The sequence below is a fragment of the Achromobacter xylosoxidans A8 genome (assembly GCF_000165835.1).
Taxonomy (GTDB): domain Bacteria; phylum Pseudomonadota; class Gammaproteobacteria; order Burkholderiales; family Burkholderiaceae_B; genus Achromobacter; species Achromobacter xylosoxidans_B.
The window spans coordinates 1,164,727-1,183,647 of sequence record NC_014640.1 but is presented as its reverse complement, the minus strand read 5'-3'; the positions used below and the strand labels follow the sequence as shown (position 1 = coordinate 1,183,647).

The following is an 18,921-nucleotide window of genomic DNA, read 5'->3' as shown; positions in this document are numbered from 1 at the left end:
TTGGCCTGTTTGTCACAGAACCTTGCCGGCTACCTTGTTTACACCTGACCCGGCGCTATCACGCGCTTCCTTGGAGCCGACAGCAAGGTTCTGAGCAATCACCCCAGCCTTAACTCCGACCCACCCCAAAGCAGCGACCCAAAACGTCGGCAGGACCAGAAACATCGTGCCTGTGACGAACATCAGGAGCATGTCGCCGAAGGCGTTGTTCAGCCCCACCAGCGGGTCGAAGTTGGTGTGCGGCCGGTTCCAGCCGAACCCCCAGCCATAAAGTGCGTCCAGGATCGTCGAATCGATCCAGCGCGCAAGCTGAAACCAGAAATCCGTGAAGAACAGCGCGAACTGCACGACGCTGACCGTGACGACCGTCTTCAAGTCATAGGTGCCCACGACCAGCACGAGCGGGATGCAGATTACCAATGCCATCTTGAGCAAGGCGAGCACCATCGGCAGCGCCTGCCGCACGACGTCCATCGCGGGAAACGAGGCAATCGCGCCAACTGCCATTCCAACGTCTCCCGTAGCCCGCGTCACGATGTTTGGCAAGGTCTTGTCGATCTGGCCGCCGTAGTCGGTATAGACGCTGCCTTGGTTCAGCTTCTGCTGCCGCGGTGACGCGATCGCGCGGATCACCGAATTGTCCACCTCGGCCCGGCTCAGGAAGCCAGCCCAGCCCGCCAGGCGATTGAGCAGGCTCGGGTCCACCTGTCCCAGCAGCCGTGCCCGCAGGCCATTGCTGCCATCAGCCCACCATTGCCTGCAGGTCGGGTAGCCACCGCCACTGGATACCTGGGCCAGCCCAGCGTCGCGGTTGCTGTCATAGGGCCAGTCATCGCGCGGCGTGCTGGAGCGATACGTGTCGTAGTACCCGTTCGTGTCGGTGAAGAACCGCGATCCGATCCAGGTCACGTCGTGCATCTGCTGCTCATCAAGTTGAGGGCGCTGCATGAACAATTTGGCCCGTGCAGGCCCATAGCAATCCCGAGAGAAATCCGCTACTTCCTGAGCCAGCACCGGATCATCGATGCGCGTGGCGTCGATCTCCATGCGCATCTGCCGCAGGTCCGTGCCGCACGGGATTGCCGCCACCGAAGCGCCCGTGACGGCGCGCGAGAGCGCGTGCATGAACGCCCACCACACCGGCACCTTCGCCGACTGGTTGTTGATGGTGCTGAAGGACTGCGACCAGCCGGTATCCGCGGGCTGCGCCACGCTGACCTGGCACTGGGCCGAGCGCGAGCTGTCGTACTGGATGGTGTTTAGGTCCACGTCGATGAACGGAATGCCGGCGAACATCACCACCACGATGGCGACGAAGACCCGGTTCTCGATGCGGGCGGCGCTCAGCACGCCTTTATTGCCCTCGTCGGCGCCTTCAGCACGAGCTTTCAACCACTCCTGCACGACGATGGCGACGAAAGGCAGCGCGAATACCCCGCTGGATACGAGGGCCGCCCAGATGCCGTTGTTGACGATCCAGGAAACGAGTGTGAGGTAGTACTCCAGGTAGTCGGTCGTGAAAAGCGTCATGGCCTCGATCCCCTCAAGCGGCCTGCATCAACAAGCTGGCTTCCAGCACGACGATGGCGACGACGCCCGCGATCTCGCTGCGCATCAGGCGGCGCCGTGCCTGCCCATCTGCCCCGTCCTGGTCTTCGCGCGCCAGCAGCCGGCGGCGCATCCAGAGCCACCCGTAAACCGTGGCCCCGTACAGACACAGCCGCCACACGAAGAAGTAGCCCGATGCGGCCGCGAGCCACCGCTCCCATCCGGCCACGCTGCCGACCAGGTAGATGCCGGCGATGTTGGCACCCACCGCAGCGGCGACGAGCACCACCGCCCACAGCAGCGCCGTCGCCGCGCGCCGGCTGAAGAGCCAGCGCAAGGGGCGCCAGGCCATGCGCTCCGCGTTCATGGCCTGGCTCCGGGATTGCCCTTCTGCAACTGGTCAAGGCGGTCGGGTACCGGATCGCCCTCGTAGATGCCGCGCGAGCCGGCCGCCCGCGTGCCGTGGCGCTGGATGATGGCCATCGGCGAGTTGTTCGCCAGTTCGCGCCGCAGCTCCAATTCCGTCTTCAGGTTGCGGATCTCCCGGTCGAGCGTGTCGCTCTCATGGTTCACGGCCTGCACCGCAAGTTCGTTGGCTGCGACGTTGGGCTCCTTCTTGCCCGTGAGCAGCGTGCGTTGGAGCAGGAGCGCCTTCTCCAGCACCGATGACAGCGCCACTTCGGACGCGAGGCGCCGCGCCAGCAGGTCCTGGTCCGGCTCGTCGCGCAGCGCCTCGATCACGCCGCGGGTGATCGGCAGCGACGTGCTGCCGGCCTCGCGCAAGTTCTCGAAGGTGGTATTACGCGTGCCGGAAACCAGCTCCTGCAAGACCTCCAGCTTGGCTTCGTACTCCTCCTGGATCAGCGGCGTCAGCCCGACGCCGGGCACCGTCTCGGTCTTAGTGCAGGAGTCGCACGTGCGCTGCACCTGCTCTCCGAGGGCGCGCGTGGCCCATTCGGTCGCCTGCTGCGGCGACGTCCAGGTCTGGCAGGACAGGCTCGCGCAACTGGTGGACGCGATGGAGGAGGTGTCCGTCACGCCGCGACCGTTGACCAGGTTGTAGCCCGCGCGGGTGACGTCGCCGACCACCCGGATGGCGGACTGGCCCGCGCCACCGGCATTGCTGCCGCCCACCCAGGGCACGCCGTCGTTGCCGCGGCGCGTCTCGGCCTGCTCGACGGCCGATACGGCATCGTTGCTGCCAACCGCGTCACGCAGGGCCATGCCTTCGGCCATCTGGCTCCAGCCAAGCTGGCCACCCGCCGTCTCGGCCATCTTCTCCGCCATGGCGCGGCACGTCAGCTTGGAGCGGTCGAAGTCCAGCCGCGCCTGCAGCACGCCGTTAGTCAGCAGGTTGTACAGGCCCGGATCGGCGCGCTGAATGATCAGCGCCGGCAGCGATGCAACCGCGCTGGTCGCGCTCTGGATCACGTTGCTCATGATCTGCTGAAAGCCGTTCGTGATGCCGTTAAGCTGATTGCGCAGCGTGGTCTGGATGCTCATGTCGCCGCAGATCAGGTTGCTGTTCCACCCCACGCCGACCCCGATGGAACGCATGCCGGCCGCGCGGCCCATGGACACCGCACTGCCACCGCCGATCGAGTACATGACGTCATCGCCGAGGACGGGGCCGCTGTTCTGGTATCCGACCTGCGCCCACGCCATGCCGCAGACCAGAGCGAGCGTGCCGGCCAGCGCCGTCGGGCGCAGCAGGCGGCACGCCTTGGCGGAAAGGTTCATCGGTTCAGGACGCTTCATCGTGGCACCTCAGAGGAAATCGACGCTGCCCAGGAACACCTGACCGCGGCGTTCGCAGCACGCATAGGGACGCCACAGCGCCCAGGCGTAGTCGCCTTGCTGGGCCTGGGTCAGCGTGCCGCTGTGCGGGAACACCACGCAGGTGTTGGACAGGCGCGGCGTCAGCTCCTGCCACTTGCCCGTAGAGGCATCACCCTCCATCAGCTCGCCGGCCGGCCAGTAGCCGTCGCGGGCGTTGGCAAGCAGCGGCTGGTACACGTGGATCTGCCCGCGGCGCGTGACGACATCGCCCGCGCGCTGGGCCACCACAGCCCCGGATTTTTGGTCGTCGGTCTGGTGCAGGAAGCCGCCGCGCGGATAGACGTTGCCCCAGAGATTCATCGTGGTGCGCGCACCGACCTCGCGCATGCCCGGAATCAACGCCTCCGGGTAGGCCATTTCAGGCACGTTGTAGCGCCAAGCCAGCGTGTCCAGCGTGCTGAGTAGATACGGCATGAAGGCCGTGCCCGCGCCTTGGCAGAAATAGCCCGACGACGATGCGAACTGGTTGAATACCTCGCCGCCAGGATGGCCGATGACATCGCTGTTCTTGAATTTGGCGAGGTTGTTTTCGTGGTCTTCGTTCGTGGTCCCATCCCCACCTGCCTGTGCGGATGGGTTGGGCGTGCTCATCGCCTGCACTTCGACCCAGGGGTTCTCCCCGGTGTTGCTGTAGCTGGAGACGACCGCATCGGGCACGTAGTGCCGGACCTTGGTGGACGTGCGCACCGTGCAGCCCGTCCAGGTGCAGTAGAGCCAGTAGCAGATGCCCACCACCCGGTATTCCAGGCAGTCCGGCGACATGACGGAGGACACGATGGTGGCGGTGTTCAGGGCGTAGCTGCCGGTGGCGCTGACCAACAGCAGCGAGGCCACGGCGACGCGCAGGCGGCGCAGCAAGTCGAATGGGCGATGGGTCACGGCTGCGTCCTCCGGTACTGCTCGATGCGGGACACCGCCCGGGCCACGTCCGGCTCGCCATAGACCACATAGCGTTGATCTACCACGACGGCCGGGATGGCGGCGACGCCCAGGCTCCATGCATCGGCGACGCCCTGGTAGGCGGTGCCGATGCGGCGCTGAAGATCGGTGCCGCCTTGGTTCAGTCGTTGCCGGACGATGGCTGCTGCCCGCTCGGGGTCGGCCGGCAGATCCGCGGAAAGCTCGGCCTCGATCCGGGGCGCTTCGTCCAACTCGATCAGCCGCTCGCCGCCGGCGGTCTTGACCGGGTGGCGGCTGTCGGTGACGACCACCACGTCGGCGGCGAAGGTGGCCGGGCTGAACACGGCCAGAGATGCCGGCAGCGCCACGGCCAGGCCAAGGGTTCGCCAGCCTGGTGCGAACCGGGTAAAAGCTGCTGGCATGTCATGCGCCCCGGAAGTTGATCAGGGCCATAGTCAAACGCCGAACCCCACGCGGCCCCAACAAACAATGCGCATCGCGGCCACCCCGCATACCTGCTTGCGTCGCTGCGAAGAAAAAGCGGAGGCCGAAGCCTCCGCGCTGATCAACGAAGCAGTGCAACCTTTACAGCAGGCCGGACTCCGCAAAGGAGAACGGGGCACCCTGGCCGACGATGATGTGGTCCAGTACCCGCACATCGATGAGCGCCAGCGCGACCTGCAGTTGCTGGGTCAGCATGCGATCCGCGCTCGACGGTTCGGAGATGCCCGAGGGGTGCTGGTGGCTGAAGACCACCGCGGCGGCATTCAACTCCAGCACACGCTGCGCGACGACACGCGGATAGACCGATGTCGAGTTGATCGTGCCCCTGAACAACGGCTCGTAGGCCAGCACCTGGTGCATGCTGTCCAGGAACACAGCGGCGAATATCTCATTGGGCTCAGCGACCAGTTTCAGACGCAGGTAGTCCCGCACAGCGGCCGGTCGGCTGAGGCACGGTCCAGCTTTGAAGATCCGTCTCTCCAGCAGCACGATGGCTTGCTGGATGATCCAGTCCTCGTGTTGGGTAGCGATGGCGGAAAGCGACTCCAGGTAGGAGTCATTGACGACGAAAGACATGGCGAACCTCCAGACGGTGAGATCGGAGGGCGCGCGCCCTGGGAGGGCAAGCCCTCCTGGGGAACGAACAAGGTGCATCCATCACCGCGGTAGCGGTGATCGTTCGCGGCCAGGACGCGAGGCGAACGGGTTGCGGTCAGCGCAGCGGACTGCGCCGTAGCCTTGAAGACCGGGGCTACCTGGGCATGTCGCCGACGACGTCGGCAGGCATTTCCGATGTGGGTGTGGTGGCGGGATCGCCGGCGGCGAGCATGTCCATGGCTGACAGCAAGGCATCGCCCTCGATCGGACCCTGCAGCAGGATCGCCTTGCCGCTTTCGCGATCGTGCAGCCGCAGCGACGGCGTGGCGGTCACGCCGCTGTTCGTGGCTTCCGCAGTTTGGGTACGAATCGCCGCGTCGGGCCGCTCGCTCGCGATGCACTGCTCGATGGCTGGCGTCAGGTCGGGGTAGCGCAGGTCCTCGGGCAAGCCCTGGCCGTCGCTGCGCGTGTGGGCATATACCCACTCGACGGCTTGCCAGAAGGTGGCATGCCCGCCGGCTTCGCCGGCGCATTCCGCCAGACGCGCTTCGGCAGAAGCGGCCGGTTCATGTGCGGCCAACGGCAGGTGGTGCCATTGCAAGGCCACGTCGGCATTGCCGGCCACCCAACGTTTGAGCACAGGGAAATAGGACCGGCAGAACGGGCATTCGAGGTCCGCGTACAGCGTCAGTGTGAAACGACCTTCCGGATTGCCCATCTGCCACGGAGGCCCTGCCACCTGTGTCTCGCTGACTGGCGCCGAAGTCTGAGGTGTGGACCCGCCTGGCGAACGGGACACGAGCCAGATCAGCAGCAGCGCAACCAGCACTGCAGCCAACGCCCACGGCCAGCGGGTCCCCCAGCGCCGACGGCGGAACGCCTGCACCTGCATCGGGATGGAAGGATGTTTGTGTTCCATGGCGTTCTCCGGCTTACGACAGTTCCAAGGCGGGCGACTCGATGCCGCGTGCCTGGTCGATCTTCTCGGCCACCTTGAAGGCGGCTTCCAGCTCGGTGCAGCCGTATTGCTGCATGAGCTGGTAGCGCTCGGCCTTCTCCTCGGGTTCGGTCTGCGCAAGCGCGAGGTAAAGGCTCGGCGGCACCGCGCGGAACAACACTTCCATCGACTTCGACAGGATCACGCCCTCGGTGAATTTCCCCCCCTCCTTGCGCGCAGAAAGCATCAGCGCTTTCTGCGCTGGTGAGAGTTCACGGAAGCGTGCAATCTTCTCGACCTCATCGGGCGGCATCGACAGGCAGATCCACCACTCAATCATGTTGAGCATGGGCTCTGCGGCACGCGGCAGGTCGTCGATGTTCTGGGTCGCCAGCCAGAACCAGGCGCCCAATTTGCGCCACATCTTGGTAATTTTCACGACGTAGGGCGCGAGCAACGGGTTCTTCGTGATGATGTGGCCTTCGTCGGTCACATTGATGATCGGACGACCCAGGTACTGGTCGCGCTCGGCGATGTTGTTCACCGTGCTGATCAGGCTGATGTAGGCGATGGAGAGCTGCGCGTTGTAGCCCTCGCGGGCATAGGTCGCCAGATCCACCAGCGTGATGTCGGCCTCGGGCCACGGCGTGCCATCGCGGTCGAACATCTCGCCATCGGTGCCTTGGCAGAACATGTCCATCGCGTCCGCCATCTCCAGCAGCCGCATGCGCCGCATCTCGGGAAGCGTCGAGTCCTGACCGCGGGCGCGCAGCGCGTTGCGCACGTCGCGAGTGAGCACCGTGCGCTTCTCAGCCACGCAGTGTTCGGCGGCGTCGAGGATGCACTGGCGGATCAGCGAACGGTCGGCCCGCGTCATCCGGGCTTCCTCCTTGTCCTCGCCGCCGGTGATCATCAGCCGTGCCGTGATCTCCAACTCGCCCAACACGTCACGCTGTTCGTCTGCCTCCATGACCGAGGCATCCGGTGGCAGGTCTTCGTCCAACGCATCGGCATCGAGCGTCTGCACGTCGCTGGGTGTTTCGATCAGCCGGCGGGCATCCGCGAACGGTGCCAGGCTGATGCCCGATCCGGGGGCCAGCTTGACCCGGTTCACCGTCAGGCCCAGGCGCCTGGCGAAGTCGCTGAACAGCCCGAAGCTGTTGCCGGCTTCCACGATGAAGAGGCGCGGCCGGTAGATGGCCGTGACCTGGTTCAGCAGGTTGTTGAGCGTGGCGCTCTTGCCCGAGCCGGTGGGGCCGAACAGGAATAGATGGGCATTCATCTGCCTGTCTAAGCGGTTCAGCGGATCAAACGTGATCGGCCCGCCACCGCGGTTGAAGAACGTGTTGCCCGGATGGCCCGTACCCTGGCTGCGACCCCACGCCGGCGAGAGATTCGCCACATGCTGGGCGAACATCAGTTGGGTGAACCAGTTTCGCCGATCCTGCGCGGGGTTGTAGCAGCACGGTAGCCAGCGCAGATAGCTGTTGAGCGGCGCGACTTCATCGTCCTCGCGAACGGGCTGCAACCCCGCGTTGAGCATCACGTTGGCGAGGTCCAGACCGCGCCGGTCAAGCTCGGCTTCGTCGCGTCCGCGCAGATAGAAGGCCAGCGTGCCGCGGTAGAGTTTGTGCGCGCTGCCGATGAGCGAGCGCGCCTCCTGCACGTCCTTGAGCGTCTGCTCCGATGCCAGTGTTTCGCCGACTGCCTTCTTCGCCAGGTGGTTCAGGTGCGATTCGAGAATGTCCTGGGGCGTCGCCACCATGGTCAGACACATCGTCGTGTCCTCGGGCATCTGATCGAACAGCGTGTTGATCGCATCGCCCTTGCGGGTTTCGCCAGTCAGGTGTCCCGTTCCGGGCGGCATGCGCAGCCGGTCAGTGACCAACACACGGTGCGGTATGCCGTCGAAGTGCCAGGTGCCATGCTCCACGTCCGAGCGTGGCTGGCTGAAGAAAAGCCGCTGGCTAAAATCCCGCCCGCTCGCCAGTTCGATCTCGCCAGCCTCGGTGTCGGCGGGGTAGCGCGCGAACGCATAGAAGCGCTCCCGGTCCTCGACCCCAGGCCCGAGCAGCGTCGGACGCGGGTTGAACCAGCGCAGCAGCCAGTCATGGACGTCTGCCGCACCCAGGCGGCGAGCCTGGATGCCGGCGTTCGCCAGCCCGCCGCACAGGCGGTCGCAGACGATGTTCAGCATCTGCTCGGGTGTCTGGCCCCGGCGGTTTGCCTGGCCCTGTCCTTGTCCGGTCACGCGGCGATAGACGACCATGCGCACACGCCTCGTCTGGCCGCGCCAGCGCAAGCGTGTGACCACCGTGTCCTGGAACAAGCCACCGGGCTTGGCCACCGCGCGCAGATGGTGGGCAAAGAACCGCAGGTAGAACTCCGTGAACACCGTGCCACGGGCGCGCGGCTGCACGTAGTCGCGCAACGTCTGCATGTACTGGTCGAAGCTCGGTTCGTCCTGGGCGTAGAGCTGCAACACCCAGGGGTTCTCGTCCAGTTCATCGAAGCTGTCCTGGAGCGCGTTTTCTAAGGCGTCGCGGGCGTGCGCGAGCCAGCCGGGTTCCCGGCCCTCGGTCCCCAGCGGCACCAGCTCGAAGAAGGCGGCCACCGATTGGCCGTCCTCCAGGAGCATCGATTTCGACTCGGGCAAGAACTCCACCCAGGGCAGCAGTTCCACGAAGGACGGTGCGACGTCGTACAGCGCCTGCTCGTCGGCCTCCGTCGCCGGCTTGCGGCCCCGGACTGCCGAGCCGGGTTCGGGGATGCCGACCTGCCGCAAGGCCTCGACGTGGCGCTGCCAGCCGTCCGGCTGCTCATCATCACCAGCGCCGGATGCGGCCAGCTTCGGCGCGGCCGGCTTAGGCCAGGGAAGTTTCCACCGCATCAGTAGGCCTCCACGCGCTCGCCTGGCATGGCGTACTGGATGCGCTGGTTGAGCGGGAAGACCGTCGTGTAGCCCGGCACCGGCACGGGGTCCGTGCCCGCCAGGTGCGGATACACGTACATGACGAGATCGGGATTGGGCAGACGCTGGAACTGGCGGTGGACCTCATTGCGCGCGGTGCGCGTGTAGCGCATCTGCTCGACGGGTGCGACCTGCACGTCGGCGTCGGTCAGGGGCCGACGCAGGCTCTGGCGCGCATCGAGCAGCTGGCGGCCGGCGTTCCGTCCGGCTGCGCCACCGCCGTCGCCGGCCTCCTGCTGCCAGATGTCCATCATCGTGCGGTCACCGTGGGTCAGCAGCTTTTCCTTGCTGGTGGCGCAGCCGCCAAGCACCGCGACGGCGAGGGCCAGTGCCAGGCCACGGGCCAGGTTAGTCAAGTTCGAGTGCATGGCTTTCTCCTGCGCGGTGATCGACCTTGCGGCCTTCGGGATCGAAGTCGATGGCGAGCGGCTTTTCGAGGTGGACGGCAACCTTGGCGCCGGGCTGGACATAGACGGCGGCGAACGCCTGGCCGTACAACTTGTTGACCCAGGCCGACATGTCCCGCACGCCGCCCGCCAGAATCTGGCCGACCGCTTCCTGGCCGGTGATGCCCACGGTGCCGATGGAGCCGTCCGAGCCGACATAGGACATGCGGCCGCTGTCGCTCTCGATGAGTGAGGCCACACCGGCGCCGGCCGCGGTGATCAGGGCCTGCGAGCCGAGGTATTGCTGGGCGTTGCTGCGCCGCTCGCCGCTGACGCAAGGAATGCCGTGGGGATCGCTGATCCAGCCCAAGCCATCGCGCTGTTGGTTGTTCTGCTGGTTGCCCTCGCGGTCTTCGGGGATCGTGCGAATCGTGCCGTCGTGGAAGACGAACGTGATGCTGCGCACCTGGCCGCGCACGCACGAGAGCGTCCAGTCGCCCGAAGCGGTGCCGCTGAACACGGCGCCGGCCACGTCGGGAATGTCGATGCCATTGGCGGTCAGGTTGTCCGGCCCGACCAGAACTTTGAACGGATAGGGATCGTTGACCGTGCCGTCGATCGGCACGCGGCCGATCAGCGCTGTCATGGCGACCGAACCCATGAGCGTGGAGTTGGTCGGCACGGTGTAGACCGGCTTGGCACTCTTGACCCCGGCGGCGCGGGCGCCCGCGTTGGCCACGGTTTCCGCAGTGGTTTCGAGCGTGCTCTGCGCCGGGCCGAAGCTCGTGGGGAAGCTCATGCCGCCGCTCGCGCCACGCCCCCCGTTGCGCCCCTCGGCGGGCTTTGCGTCGTCCGGCTCGACCCACCGCACGCCGCCCTCCATGCCTGCCTCGTCGCCGCCCTGCAGCCCCAGGCCCACGGGCAGGTCCGCATGGCCGCCGCCGCGCCCGCCGATGCTGTCCAGACGCCGCTGCAGGTCGGCGAGCAGCCCTTCGGTCTGCTGGCGCGCGCTGGCCGCCTGCTCTTGGTCGCGGCGCAGGTTGGACCGCTCGGATTCGAGCGCCGAGTTGATGCGCTGGTCGATGGAGTTCTCGCGCTGGCGCAGTCGCTGGTTCTCTTCACGCTGCGACTTGTTGTCCGAGAGCGCGGTCTGAAGCTCGGTGCGCAACTGCTTCACTTGGGCAACGAGCGTCGCCACGGTGTCGCGCGGGGTGTCGCCTTCGATGCCCAGCGCCTTCATTTCATCGGGCGTGAGCTGGGCGCCGTTGTCCGCCGCGGGTGGCGCCGTGCTGCCTCCACCCGAGAACAGCCGGATACCGACGAACAGCACCAGGATGGCAACAGGGATCATCAGCCACTTGAGCAGGCCGTTACTGCGCATGGCGGGCCTCCTTGGTGTTCTCGTCGCCGTCCGGCTGCGGCAGATGCACGGCCGGGTCGAAGCGGTGAATCGCCGGCAGCAGCGACTGCGCGAGACCGCGGCCGCGCGTGACCAGGTACAGGACGGTCGTGTCCTCGGGCGTGCCGCGCGGGCCCAGCGCCTCGTGCTGGAAGGTGGCGGTGAGGAAATCGCCTTGCAGCACGCGCGGGTCGAGCGTGATCCAGCCGCCGCTGCCGTTGGTTAGGCGCACGGCAGTGACCCACTGGTCCTCCAGGCGCCACGACGCGAGTGCGACCGCGCGCACGGGCAGCGTTGGCATCAGTGTGTCCAGGTCGAGGTCGCGGGGCAGGTTGACCCGCATGACGCCCGGAAGCGGCTCGACGGTGCGCAGCGGTGCGTAGAGGTTCTGCGCGGCGAAGCGCGTCAGCACGACAGGGACCGGAGTTTCGCGCCGCGCGGTCCGCGCACCTGCTTGGCCCTGGGCGCGTGCCGGGGCCTCGGCACTGTCGGCCTGCTCGCCATAGCGTCCCGGTGCGCTGTCACCCTCGACGATGCGCACCGGCTCCAGCTCGGCTTCCCCGTCCTTGGGTGGTTCGGCTGCGATGTCCAGCAGGATCAGCGCGCCCGTGTCGGCGTCCTGCAGTTGCAACCGCGTGGGCTCGATCGGCTCGCTGGCGCGCAGGTACACCGCGCCCCCCGCACTCTGCACGCGCAGGCGTTCGCCCACGCCCGCGGGCACGCCCACGCGCACGTTGCGGTCGATGAACACGATGCGTTCCTGACCGACCTTCAGCGGCACTGCCAGTGGCATGCGTTCCCAGCGCAGGATTTCCACTGCATGGGCGACGGGTGCCGCGGCCACGGCCAGTAGCCCCAGCAGCGCGAGTACAGGGTGCTTCATGGGGTGTTTCCTCCTTGAGGCGCTTGCGGAGACAGGCCACTCGGCGCCGGGCGCGTCGGCTCCGGTGCACTGATGCGCTGGGGCGCGCCGTCGTAGCAGTCCAGCGCCAGGCCGAACGGGTTACGGGCGGGATCGACGTCCACCCGCGTGACCTTGATCGGATAGCGCACCAGGGCGCGCTTGACCTGCTCGGCGCCGTAGTACTCGTCCGCCGTGATGTCCAGCGTCACCACCCAGTCGCGATCGGACACGGTGCGCACGCGCGCCGTGGGGTCGTCGCCATAGCCGCGGCCGGGAATCTCGTAGATGCCGCGCACGCGCTGACGCAGCTCGCCCGTGGAGCGGCGGTAGTCATAGTCCGCCCGCAGGAAGGCCTGGCAGGACGGGGTGAGGTACGGCGAGAGCGTGTGGAGGTTGCGCGAGTAGTCTTCCTCGCCATTGGTTGGCCAGCGGTTCAGCGTCTGGAACACGTAGAACGTGAACGCATAGACCGATTCGGGCGGCACTTCCCACCACTTGCGGGTACTGCCAGAGCGCAGGTCGGGCGGGACGTGGATGGTCAGGTCGCGCGGCGCGCTCCACCAGCCGCCGCCCATGACCAGGGCGACGACGACCAGCGCGCCCGCGGCCAGCCGCAAGGTCTTGATGTGCGCCTGCAGGTGGGTGATCTCGTTTTTGAAGCGGCTCATCGCATGCTCCTGCGGGTGGACCAGAAGCCCGAGCGCGAGATCAGCACATGGCCACCCACCCAGCCGGCCATCAGCGGATGGCGCGTGGCGATGCGCCATTGCAGTTGCCGATACAGCCAGGTGTCGGGACGCCCACGCTTGAGGCGGCGCAGGATGCCGCCGCCGATGAAGACGCCGAGCGCCACGCCCAGGACGACGAAGGTCGGCGCCAGCGCGATCGTGCGGAACACCCAGGACAGCGGCGCGCCGACCAGCAGGCCGGCGGCACCGGACAGGCCGCAGCAAATCCAGAGTTCGTCAGCGGTGAGGCCGCGCACCACAACGGGATGGCGGTTGAGCCGGTGCGGAAGGAAGGTGACCGTTCCGTCCGCACGGACGTGCTGCTGCTCGGACATACCGGCCTCGCTTACAGGATGCCGGTGGCTTCGGTGAGCAGCCAGATGCCGATCACAAGCAGCACGGCGCCGATAGCGACCGTGAGGCCGAACTGGCCCCACGTCTTGCGGCCGGTGTGGATCTCCGCGTAGGTCCCGTAGGCGTGGTAGCAGACGCCGATGAACATCGACGCCACCACCAGCAGGGCCACGAGCATGATGATGTCGTAGCCGTAGTTGCGGATCGTCTCCATGATGCCGTTGCCGGTGCCGCGCGTGGGGTTCTCCAATTGCGGCAGACCTTGCGCGAACGACAGCGCCGGCAGCGCGGCGGCGCCCAGGGCCACGGCGGCGCGCTGGGCAAAACGGGAAGTGAGGTTGCGGTTGTGCATGGTCGGGCCTTTCAGGTCAGGACAGAAGGAAGAAACTCAGGACGAGGTACATCGCGACGAAGCGGATGCAGACGCCGAGGAACTGGCGCTGGTTGAGGCGGCTCTCGGACCACCCCACGTAGGCCGTTCGGATGGCCCAGACGCCCCACACGAGCAGGACCGCGAACACGACGCCGACCAGAACGGTCGCCATCGCGGAAGGCGCGATACCGCTGTTGGCTTGAAATGCCGAGACCTGGGCGCCGTTCATTGCTTGCCCTCCGCAGTCGTCGCCGGCAGCGGCTCGGTCGCCCGTTCGGTGCGGTATTCGCCGGCCAGTTCGGAGGGGGCGCGCGGTTGAGCGCGCGATGGCGTCAGGTGAAATTGGATGCCGGCGCGCACGCGCGCCAAGTCAGCCTGGAGCCGCGGGTAATCGAAGTGGTAGCGCTCGCCCGGTGTGATGGGGGTATGCGCGGCGCTGTCCGCGACGGTGCGTTCCAGCGCGTCGAGCTGGCGCAGCGCGGCGACCAACTCCTGGCGCTGCGCCGGGGACTCGGCCAAGGCCATCGGGGACCGGCCCAGCACGAGGGCCGTCACGAGAAAAGTGGGCACGCCGCGATGCGCGGCGCGCAGCCAGATCGAAGCCAACATCGCGCCATTCCTGTGTGATCAGCAATGGGTTGATCGTGGAGATCAGGGCTGTTTCAGGCCGCAAACAATAGGAACCCGGAAGCGACCGGATTGATGGCCTAGAGGTACTTTTTGAAGCTGCCCGCGGTCAGGCTCACGGCCAGTCCCAGCAAGGCTGCGCTGGGCAGCAGGATCAGCAGCGGATGCACCGAGATCGGCAGCGCGAGGTAGGTGATCCAGGGCAGCACGGCCAGCGGCATCAGGCTCGCTTTCGCGCGGTGGTAGATGAAGCCGGATTCCCGGCCCGCGCCGAACCGCCGCACGTCCCGCCGCACCAGGCCGTCGATCAGGCCGACGAATGCCGCAGTGAGGATCAGCGGCAGCGTGAGCACCAGGACCAGCAGGCGCACGAGGAACGTGAGCGTCGTGAAGGCCGCGGCGATCAGGTAGCTCTCGGCCCAGACATAGGCCTGGCTGATGTAATAGCGGAAGTTGCGCGTCGGCTCGCGGCTGGGCGCACGGGCGCGCTCGGCGGTCTGGCTCATGCGCTCCAGCAACCCCGAGCGCACGAACACCCACCCGTACCCGGTATCCACCAGCTCGTGCGCCGTGCGCCCGGGCTCCTGCACCACCACGCTGCGCGTGAAGTGGTTCGACAGGTGCCCGAGTTCGTACTGCAGCATCTGCTGGGAGTGGCGCCAGCCCTGGTCCTTCCAGAACAGGTGCATGCCGACGCACTCCACCACGATCGAGAACAGCAGCGAACCGATCAGCACCCCGAGCAGCCTGAACGGCAAGGTGATGGTGCCGACGATCAGCCCCTGGCGCTGGTTCTGCTCCCGCTGCGCGGTCGAGGCGGCATCCTTCATGGTGCGGCCTCGCCGGTGCTGTCGTCGGCGCCGGTGGCCACCGCGTCAGGCTCGGCCGGAGCGGCGTCATCCAGCAGGTCGTCGGGCAAGGCAGCCTCCTGCAAGGCTGGGGAACTGGTGAACTCCCACCATTGCGTGGCCTCGCTGTAGCTCTGACGCATGTACCCAGCCAGTTGCTGCAAGTCCGCCGGCATCACTTCATCGGGGTCAGGCGCTGGCAGTGGCATCCGGACCTTCCAGAGCTGACCACCCTGCAGCAGCGCGAAGCATTGGCCTTTGGGCAGGCCGACGACGTGGGATGGCTCGATCATCGGCACGCTCGACATGCTGATGCGGTCTTGCGTGTTGCTGGTGAAGTCCGTCGTCCCGCGGATGTCCGAGGCATCGGTCGCGCCGGAGACGATGGTGGTGGTATAGACCTCCACCTTGGGCAATTGACGGGTCAACAATTCCGCGGTGGCGGTTTCCCGAACCCGCAGCATGAACAGGTTGTTGAAGTTGCCGATCACCTGGCCGGCCTTCGCGCGGTTGCCGATGCGGGCCTCGATGTCCGAGAGCGTCTGCGTATACGCGGTCACCTGCAGCCCGGCACCGCCGCCCTTGTTGATAAGGGGGATGAACTCGTCGCCCATCAGTTCGTTGAACTCGTCGGCATGGACGTTGATGGGAATGCGCGTGCCAGCCGAGGCACCCGGCAGGCCGTCGTCGATCCCGTGCTTGTAGATGTGCCCGGCTACCGACACCAGGTCGGAGAACATGGAGTTGCCGACCGCCGCGGCGACTTCAGCATCCGACAGCGCATCCAGGCCGACATAGACCACGGCGCGCTTCCTGATGACTTGCATCCAGTCGAAGATCGGGCGCGCGTCAGACAGGTCGGAGTAATTCGGCGCCAGGAGTTGGGCGATCTTGCCGCTGGTGAGCTTTTCCAGCAGCGGCAGCAGCGATGCAACGATCTTGTCGAAGTAGGTCTTGTCGTAGCGCACCGCCGAGCGCAGGCCATCGAGCACAGGGTCGTAGTTGCGCGCCTGGGAGAGGTATTGCTCCAGCGCCACCACACGCTTCTCGCGCCCGATCATGTTCCTTGGGATGTTCTTCTCGTTGAGCTTGGCCTCGATCTGGACGATCACCTCCCAGGTCTTGGGCTCGGTCTTGGCGAAGTAGTGTTGGGCGTACTCCATGAACAGCGCGTCGATGTTGATTACGTGCCGCTGGATCAGCATGTAGTCCGGGCGCTGCCCCAGTTCCACCAATGCGCGCGCAATGATGTTGACGAAGCGCCATGCGAACTCGCGGAACGCTGCACTGTTGCCCTCGCCGGAGAGTTGCCCGGCAATGCGCGTGGCGACTTCACTGATGCGTCCGAAGCGCCCCACCGCGTTGTAGCGTGCAGAGAACTCGGGCCAGCCGAGGTGAAAGACGTAGAACTCGCCCTCGCGACCCGCTCGCTTGGCTTCGACGTACATGCGTTTCAAGAGATCCGCGTCGCCCTTGGGGTCGATGACGATCACGACCTCATGCTCACCGTCTGCATTCGTGCGACGGATGTCCTGGGTGACGAACAACTCGGCCAGCCGCGTCTTCCCCACGCGCGTGGTGCCCAGCACCAGCGAATGGCCGACGCGCTCACCCAGTGGCAGGCTGACGTCGACCTCGTCGGGTTCGATGCCGTGCAATCGCGGCAGGCCGCCTACCGGTGGCAGTGGCCGCACGGGGTTGAATGACACATCCCAGCCCGTGAGCCGTACGAGGCGAGACAGTGGAAACGGTGCGAACTCCAGCCGCTCCTCCAGGCGTCGCGCCAGCCGGTATGCCGGTGTTGGCTCGACGTAGCGGCGAAATTCCGGCCGGTACGTCTGCATCAGCCTGTGGGTGTGCTTCTGTTCCCACAGGAAACCGCGCCCCACGAACAGGCGCTGCTGGCTGACCGGCACGTCCCTGCTCGTCATCACGTAGCGCGGCAGGCGCCGGATGTTGCGGCGGTAGCGCAGGATCACCCGCGCATCGCGGTAGCGGATCGCGCCATAGGCGCCGAACGCCAGTGCGGCACCGACGCCCATGGCTGGGCTCAGCGCGAGCGACCACGGGGCCACCAGGGACAGAAACGCGGCGCCCGCACATGCCGCGACGGTGTATAGCTCCACCGCTGGGCGCAACAGGACTTCGACGGGCTGTTTCCCCGACATGGCCTCATTGCTCGATGCCGGTCGCCGTGATCAGCGCCGGGTAGTGCCGCAGGCCCAGGCGTTCGGCCAGATCATCGCCGGCCACGGGGGCCATCGGCACGCCAGGCGCCAGTGCGCGCAACCGCGCCAAAGCCTGCGCGGTCTCGACATTGACCACCAGGCCGACCGCGCCGCGGTCGTGCAGCGACGCCGCGTGACGGCGCAGCCAGGCTTGCGAGGTCTCATCGTCGCCGATGACCACGAAAGGCCGCAGGCCCGGTGCCTCGATCACGCGCCGCGCGACGAAGCCGGGCATCAGCTTCGCGCTGCGTACCGGCAGCATCGCTGCCTCGTCAGCGGGGGTGGCGGGAATCTGCGGCGTCGGAATGGGAGGCCGCAACGCGCTGTTGGCGCGTGGCTGCAGGTTAAGCGCTTCGTAGTACGGCAGCGCCGACGCGCCGCCGCGGTCCTCGACCACGATCAGCGGTTCGGCGGCATGCGCGACCAACGGCAGCGCCGCCAGCAGCGCGAGCAGGCCCCGCAGGGTCCAGAGCGGTTTCGTCATGGGGTCGACTCCTGACGCACGGCTCGCGCCGTGGCGATTGAGTGCGTGCCCTGCACGCGGGCGAGGTGTCGGGATACGCTGCGTCGATAGCGGGCGGCAGGCTCACCGCCCGCGGGCCGGTGGTAGCGGCCCATGGCCAGCAGCCAGTCTTCACCGGGGGTGTACTGCTCCTTGAGGATCTCGGCGGCGCTGGCGAGATTGCGGTACGGGTCCAACAAGTCGCAGGCATGGGTGTAGCGGTGCGGGTGGTAGCCCAGGTTGATCTGGCCCAGGCCCGCGTCGATGCGCGTGGGTGGCGTAGATCGCATCGCCTGCTGCAAACCGGCGCAGGCATCGGCACGGGTGGCGAAGCGCCGCGACTGGCCGGCGACATTCAGGGTCCACGGCCATGGGACGATGCGTCCATTGCGTCGCATGCCGCTCTCCTGCAAGGCCACGGCGTAGAGCACCGTCGAGGGAATGCCCGCGCGCTGTGCGGCAAGCTGGTAGGCCGGTGGCGGAACCTCCTGGGCATGGGCGGCGCAGGCGAACAGGCCCGCAGTGAGCGCCAGTGCGCGCAGCAGCGCCGTTACGGCTGGCGTTGCCATTGGCCGTTCACTTCGCGCACAACCGCAGGCAAATCGCCGGGCAGGCTCAGCGACAGCCAGCGGCCGCCGTCGTGGTTGAGCGTGATGCCGCCGCTGCGCACCCGGGCCGGGTCGATCTGGGCGCGCTTGGCCCAGTCGCGGATGCGCGCATCGTCCTGGCGGCTGCCGACCATGTAAAGGTCGAACTCGGCACCCGAGGATTGCAGGCGTTGGACGAGTTGCCCGCAAGCCGCGCAGCCGTCCTTGATGAACACTGCCGTGCGACCGCTGCCCCGCGCAGCGGCGGCGCCTGGCCTCTCGTCAGACAGGTTCACCCGCTGCATGCCGGGGTTCAGGCGCTGCCAGGCCTCGTCGTAGGCGCGCTGGTACGCGAGCAGCTTCTCCACGCGGCGCGCTTCGACTTGCACCTGCAGCTCTGCGTAGCGCCGCCGTTCTTCGTCGGTGCGCGCCTCGATGCCCAGGGCGGACAGCGGGTCCAGATTTGGCGAGTAGATGCCCAGCGGCCCATCCATCAAGTCGCGATAGCGCGCCCATTCCTGCGGTTGCAGGCCCCATTCGCCTGCCACCCGGTCGTCCAGGATGCGGGCGGCCAGCGGGCGCTCCTGGCTCTGCGCATTGCGGGCGGGGGTCGTGGCGGGCTGCTGCGCCCAGGCGGGCAACTGCATGGAGCCCAGCAGGAACGCGTACAGGATGATCGACGGCTTCAT

General features: G+C 66.9%; 21 protein-coding genes. All 21 read right to left on the bottom strand.

What is annotated here, in order from left to right; translation table 11 throughout:
* Nucleotides 1–12: 12 nt before the first annotated feature.
* Nucleotides 13–1,530, bottom strand: coding sequence for a conjugal transfer protein TraG N-terminal domain-containing protein (locus AXYL_RS05545; RefSeq protein ID WP_013391811.1), 1,518 nt, complete (start codon nucleotides 1,528–1,530; stop codon nucleotides 13–15).
* Nucleotides 1,531–1,543: 13 nt separating this feature from the next.
* Entirely contained in the window at nucleotides 1,544–1,915 is a 372-nt protein-coding gene (locus AXYL_RS05540) for a hypothetical protein (RefSeq protein WP_013391810.1), read from the bottom strand.
* On the bottom strand, nucleotides 1,912–3,306 hold the full coding sequence (locus tag AXYL_RS05535; protein WP_013391809.1) for an integrating conjugative element protein: 1,395 nt from the start codon (nucleotides 3,304–3,306) through the stop codon (nucleotides 1,912–1,914). Before AXYL_RS05535 ends, AXYL_RS05540 begins: the two co-directional genes overlap by 4 nt.
* A 9-nt stretch (nucleotides 3,307–3,315) precedes the next feature.
* On the bottom strand, nucleotides 3,316–4,266 hold the full coding sequence (locus AXYL_RS05530) for a TIGR03756 family integrating conjugative element protein (protein WP_003116802.1): 951 nt from the start codon (nucleotides 4,264–4,266) through the stop codon (nucleotides 3,316–3,318).
* Nucleotides 4,263–4,709 carry a TIGR03757 family integrating conjugative element protein gene (locus AXYL_RS05525; protein ID WP_003116803.1) on the bottom strand — a complete coding sequence of 149 codons (447 nt, stop codon included), beginning with the start codon at nucleotides 4,707–4,709 and terminating at the stop codon, nucleotides 4,263–4,265. Before AXYL_RS05525 ends, AXYL_RS05530 begins: the two co-directional genes overlap by 4 nt.
* A gap of 163 nt (nucleotides 4,710–4,872) precedes the next feature.
* Nucleotides 4,873–5,367: a JAB domain-containing protein gene (locus AXYL_RS05520; protein ID WP_003116804.1), complete on the bottom strand. Its 495-nt coding sequence runs from the start codon at nucleotides 5,365–5,367 to the stop codon at nucleotides 4,873–4,875.
* 175 nt (nucleotides 5,368–5,542) lie between these two features.
* The gene (locus AXYL_RS05515; protein WP_003116805.1) at nucleotides 5,543–6,307 is read right to left on the bottom strand and encodes a DsbA family protein; all 765 of its coding nucleotides are present in this window, start codon (nucleotides 6,305–6,307) and stop codon (nucleotides 5,543–5,545) included.
* A gap of 13 nt (nucleotides 6,308–6,320) precedes the next feature.
* The gene (locus AXYL_RS05510; protein ID WP_013391807.1) at nucleotides 6,321–9,215 is read right to left on the bottom strand and encodes a conjugative transfer ATPase; all 2,895 of its coding nucleotides are present in this window, start codon (nucleotides 9,213–9,215) and stop codon (nucleotides 6,321–6,323) included.
* The gene (locus AXYL_RS05505; RefSeq protein ID WP_003116807.1) at nucleotides 9,215–9,664 is read right to left on the bottom strand and encodes a TIGR03751 family conjugal transfer lipoprotein; all 450 of its coding nucleotides are present in this window, start codon (nucleotides 9,662–9,664) and stop codon (nucleotides 9,215–9,217) included. Before AXYL_RS05505 ends, AXYL_RS05510 begins: the two co-directional genes overlap by 1 nt.
* Nucleotides 9,645–11,063 carry a TIGR03752 family integrating conjugative element protein gene (locus AXYL_RS05500; protein WP_003116808.1) on the bottom strand — a complete coding sequence of 473 codons (1,419 nt, stop codon included), beginning with the start codon at nucleotides 11,061–11,063 and terminating at the stop codon, nucleotides 9,645–9,647. The genes AXYL_RS05505 and AXYL_RS05500 overlap by 20 nt, the downstream gene beginning before the upstream one ends.
* The gene (locus AXYL_RS05495; protein ID WP_003116809.1) at nucleotides 11,053–11,964 is read right to left on the bottom strand and encodes a TIGR03749 family integrating conjugative element protein; all 912 of its coding nucleotides are present in this window, start codon (nucleotides 11,962–11,964) and stop codon (nucleotides 11,053–11,055) included. Before AXYL_RS05495 ends, AXYL_RS05500 begins: the two co-directional genes overlap by 11 nt.
* Nucleotides 11,961–12,653: a PFL_4703 family integrating conjugative element protein gene (locus AXYL_RS05490; protein WP_003116810.1), complete on the bottom strand. Its 693-nt coding sequence runs from the start codon at nucleotides 12,651–12,653 to the stop codon at nucleotides 11,961–11,963. Before AXYL_RS05490 ends, AXYL_RS05495 begins: the two co-directional genes overlap by 4 nt.
* Entirely contained in the window at nucleotides 12,650–13,048 is a 399-nt protein-coding gene (locus tag AXYL_RS05485) for a TIGR03750 family conjugal transfer protein (protein WP_003050133.1), read from the bottom strand. The genes AXYL_RS05490 and AXYL_RS05485 overlap by 4 nt, the downstream gene beginning before the upstream one ends.
* Before the next feature lie 11 nt (nucleotides 13,049–13,059).
* On the bottom strand, nucleotides 13,060–13,419 hold the full coding sequence (locus tag AXYL_RS05480; RefSeq protein WP_003090173.1) for a TIGR03745 family integrating conjugative element membrane protein: 360 nt from the start codon (nucleotides 13,417–13,419) through the stop codon (nucleotides 13,060–13,062).
* A 16-nt stretch (nucleotides 13,420–13,435) separates the two neighbouring features.
* Nucleotides 13,436–13,669 (bottom strand): TIGR03758 family integrating conjugative element protein, encoded by a 234-nt coding sequence (locus AXYL_RS05475; RefSeq protein ID WP_003050225.1) that lies wholly within the window; start codon nucleotides 13,667–13,669, stop codon nucleotides 13,436–13,438.
* Complete coding sequence (locus AXYL_RS05470; protein ID WP_013391806.1) at nucleotides 13,666–14,049, bottom strand: RAQPRD family integrative conjugative element protein; 384 nt, start codon at nucleotides 14,047–14,049, stop codon at nucleotides 13,666–13,668. Before AXYL_RS05470 ends, AXYL_RS05475 begins: the two co-directional genes overlap by 4 nt.
* A 98-nt stretch (nucleotides 14,050–14,147) precedes the next feature.
* On the bottom strand, nucleotides 14,148–14,897 hold the full coding sequence (locus tag AXYL_RS05465) for a TIGR03747 family integrating conjugative element membrane protein (RefSeq protein WP_013391805.1): 750 nt from the start codon (nucleotides 14,895–14,897) through the stop codon (nucleotides 14,148–14,150).
* Nucleotides 14,894–17,083 (bottom strand): type IV conjugative transfer system coupling protein TraD, encoded by a 2,190-nt coding sequence (gene traD, locus AXYL_RS05460; RefSeq protein ID WP_013391804.1) that lies wholly within the window; start codon nucleotides 17,081–17,083, stop codon nucleotides 14,894–14,896. The genes AXYL_RS05465 and traD overlap by 4 nt, the downstream gene beginning before the upstream one ends.
* A gap of 4 nt (nucleotides 17,084–17,087) precedes the next feature.
* Nucleotides 17,088–17,627 (bottom strand): integrating conjugative element protein, encoded by a 540-nt coding sequence (locus AXYL_RS05455; RefSeq protein ID WP_013391803.1) that lies wholly within the window; start codon nucleotides 17,625–17,627, stop codon nucleotides 17,088–17,090.
* Nucleotides 17,624–18,214: a transglycosylase SLT domain-containing protein gene (locus AXYL_RS05450; protein WP_013391802.1), complete on the bottom strand. Its 591-nt coding sequence runs from the start codon at nucleotides 18,212–18,214 to the stop codon at nucleotides 17,624–17,626. Before AXYL_RS05450 ends, AXYL_RS05455 begins: the two co-directional genes overlap by 4 nt.
* Nucleotides 18,196–18,921 carry a TIGR03759 family integrating conjugative element protein gene (locus AXYL_RS05445; RefSeq protein WP_013391801.1) on the bottom strand — a complete coding sequence of 242 codons (726 nt, stop codon included), beginning with the start codon at nucleotides 18,919–18,921 and terminating at the stop codon, nucleotides 18,196–18,198. The genes AXYL_RS05450 and AXYL_RS05445 overlap by 19 nt, the downstream gene beginning before the upstream one ends.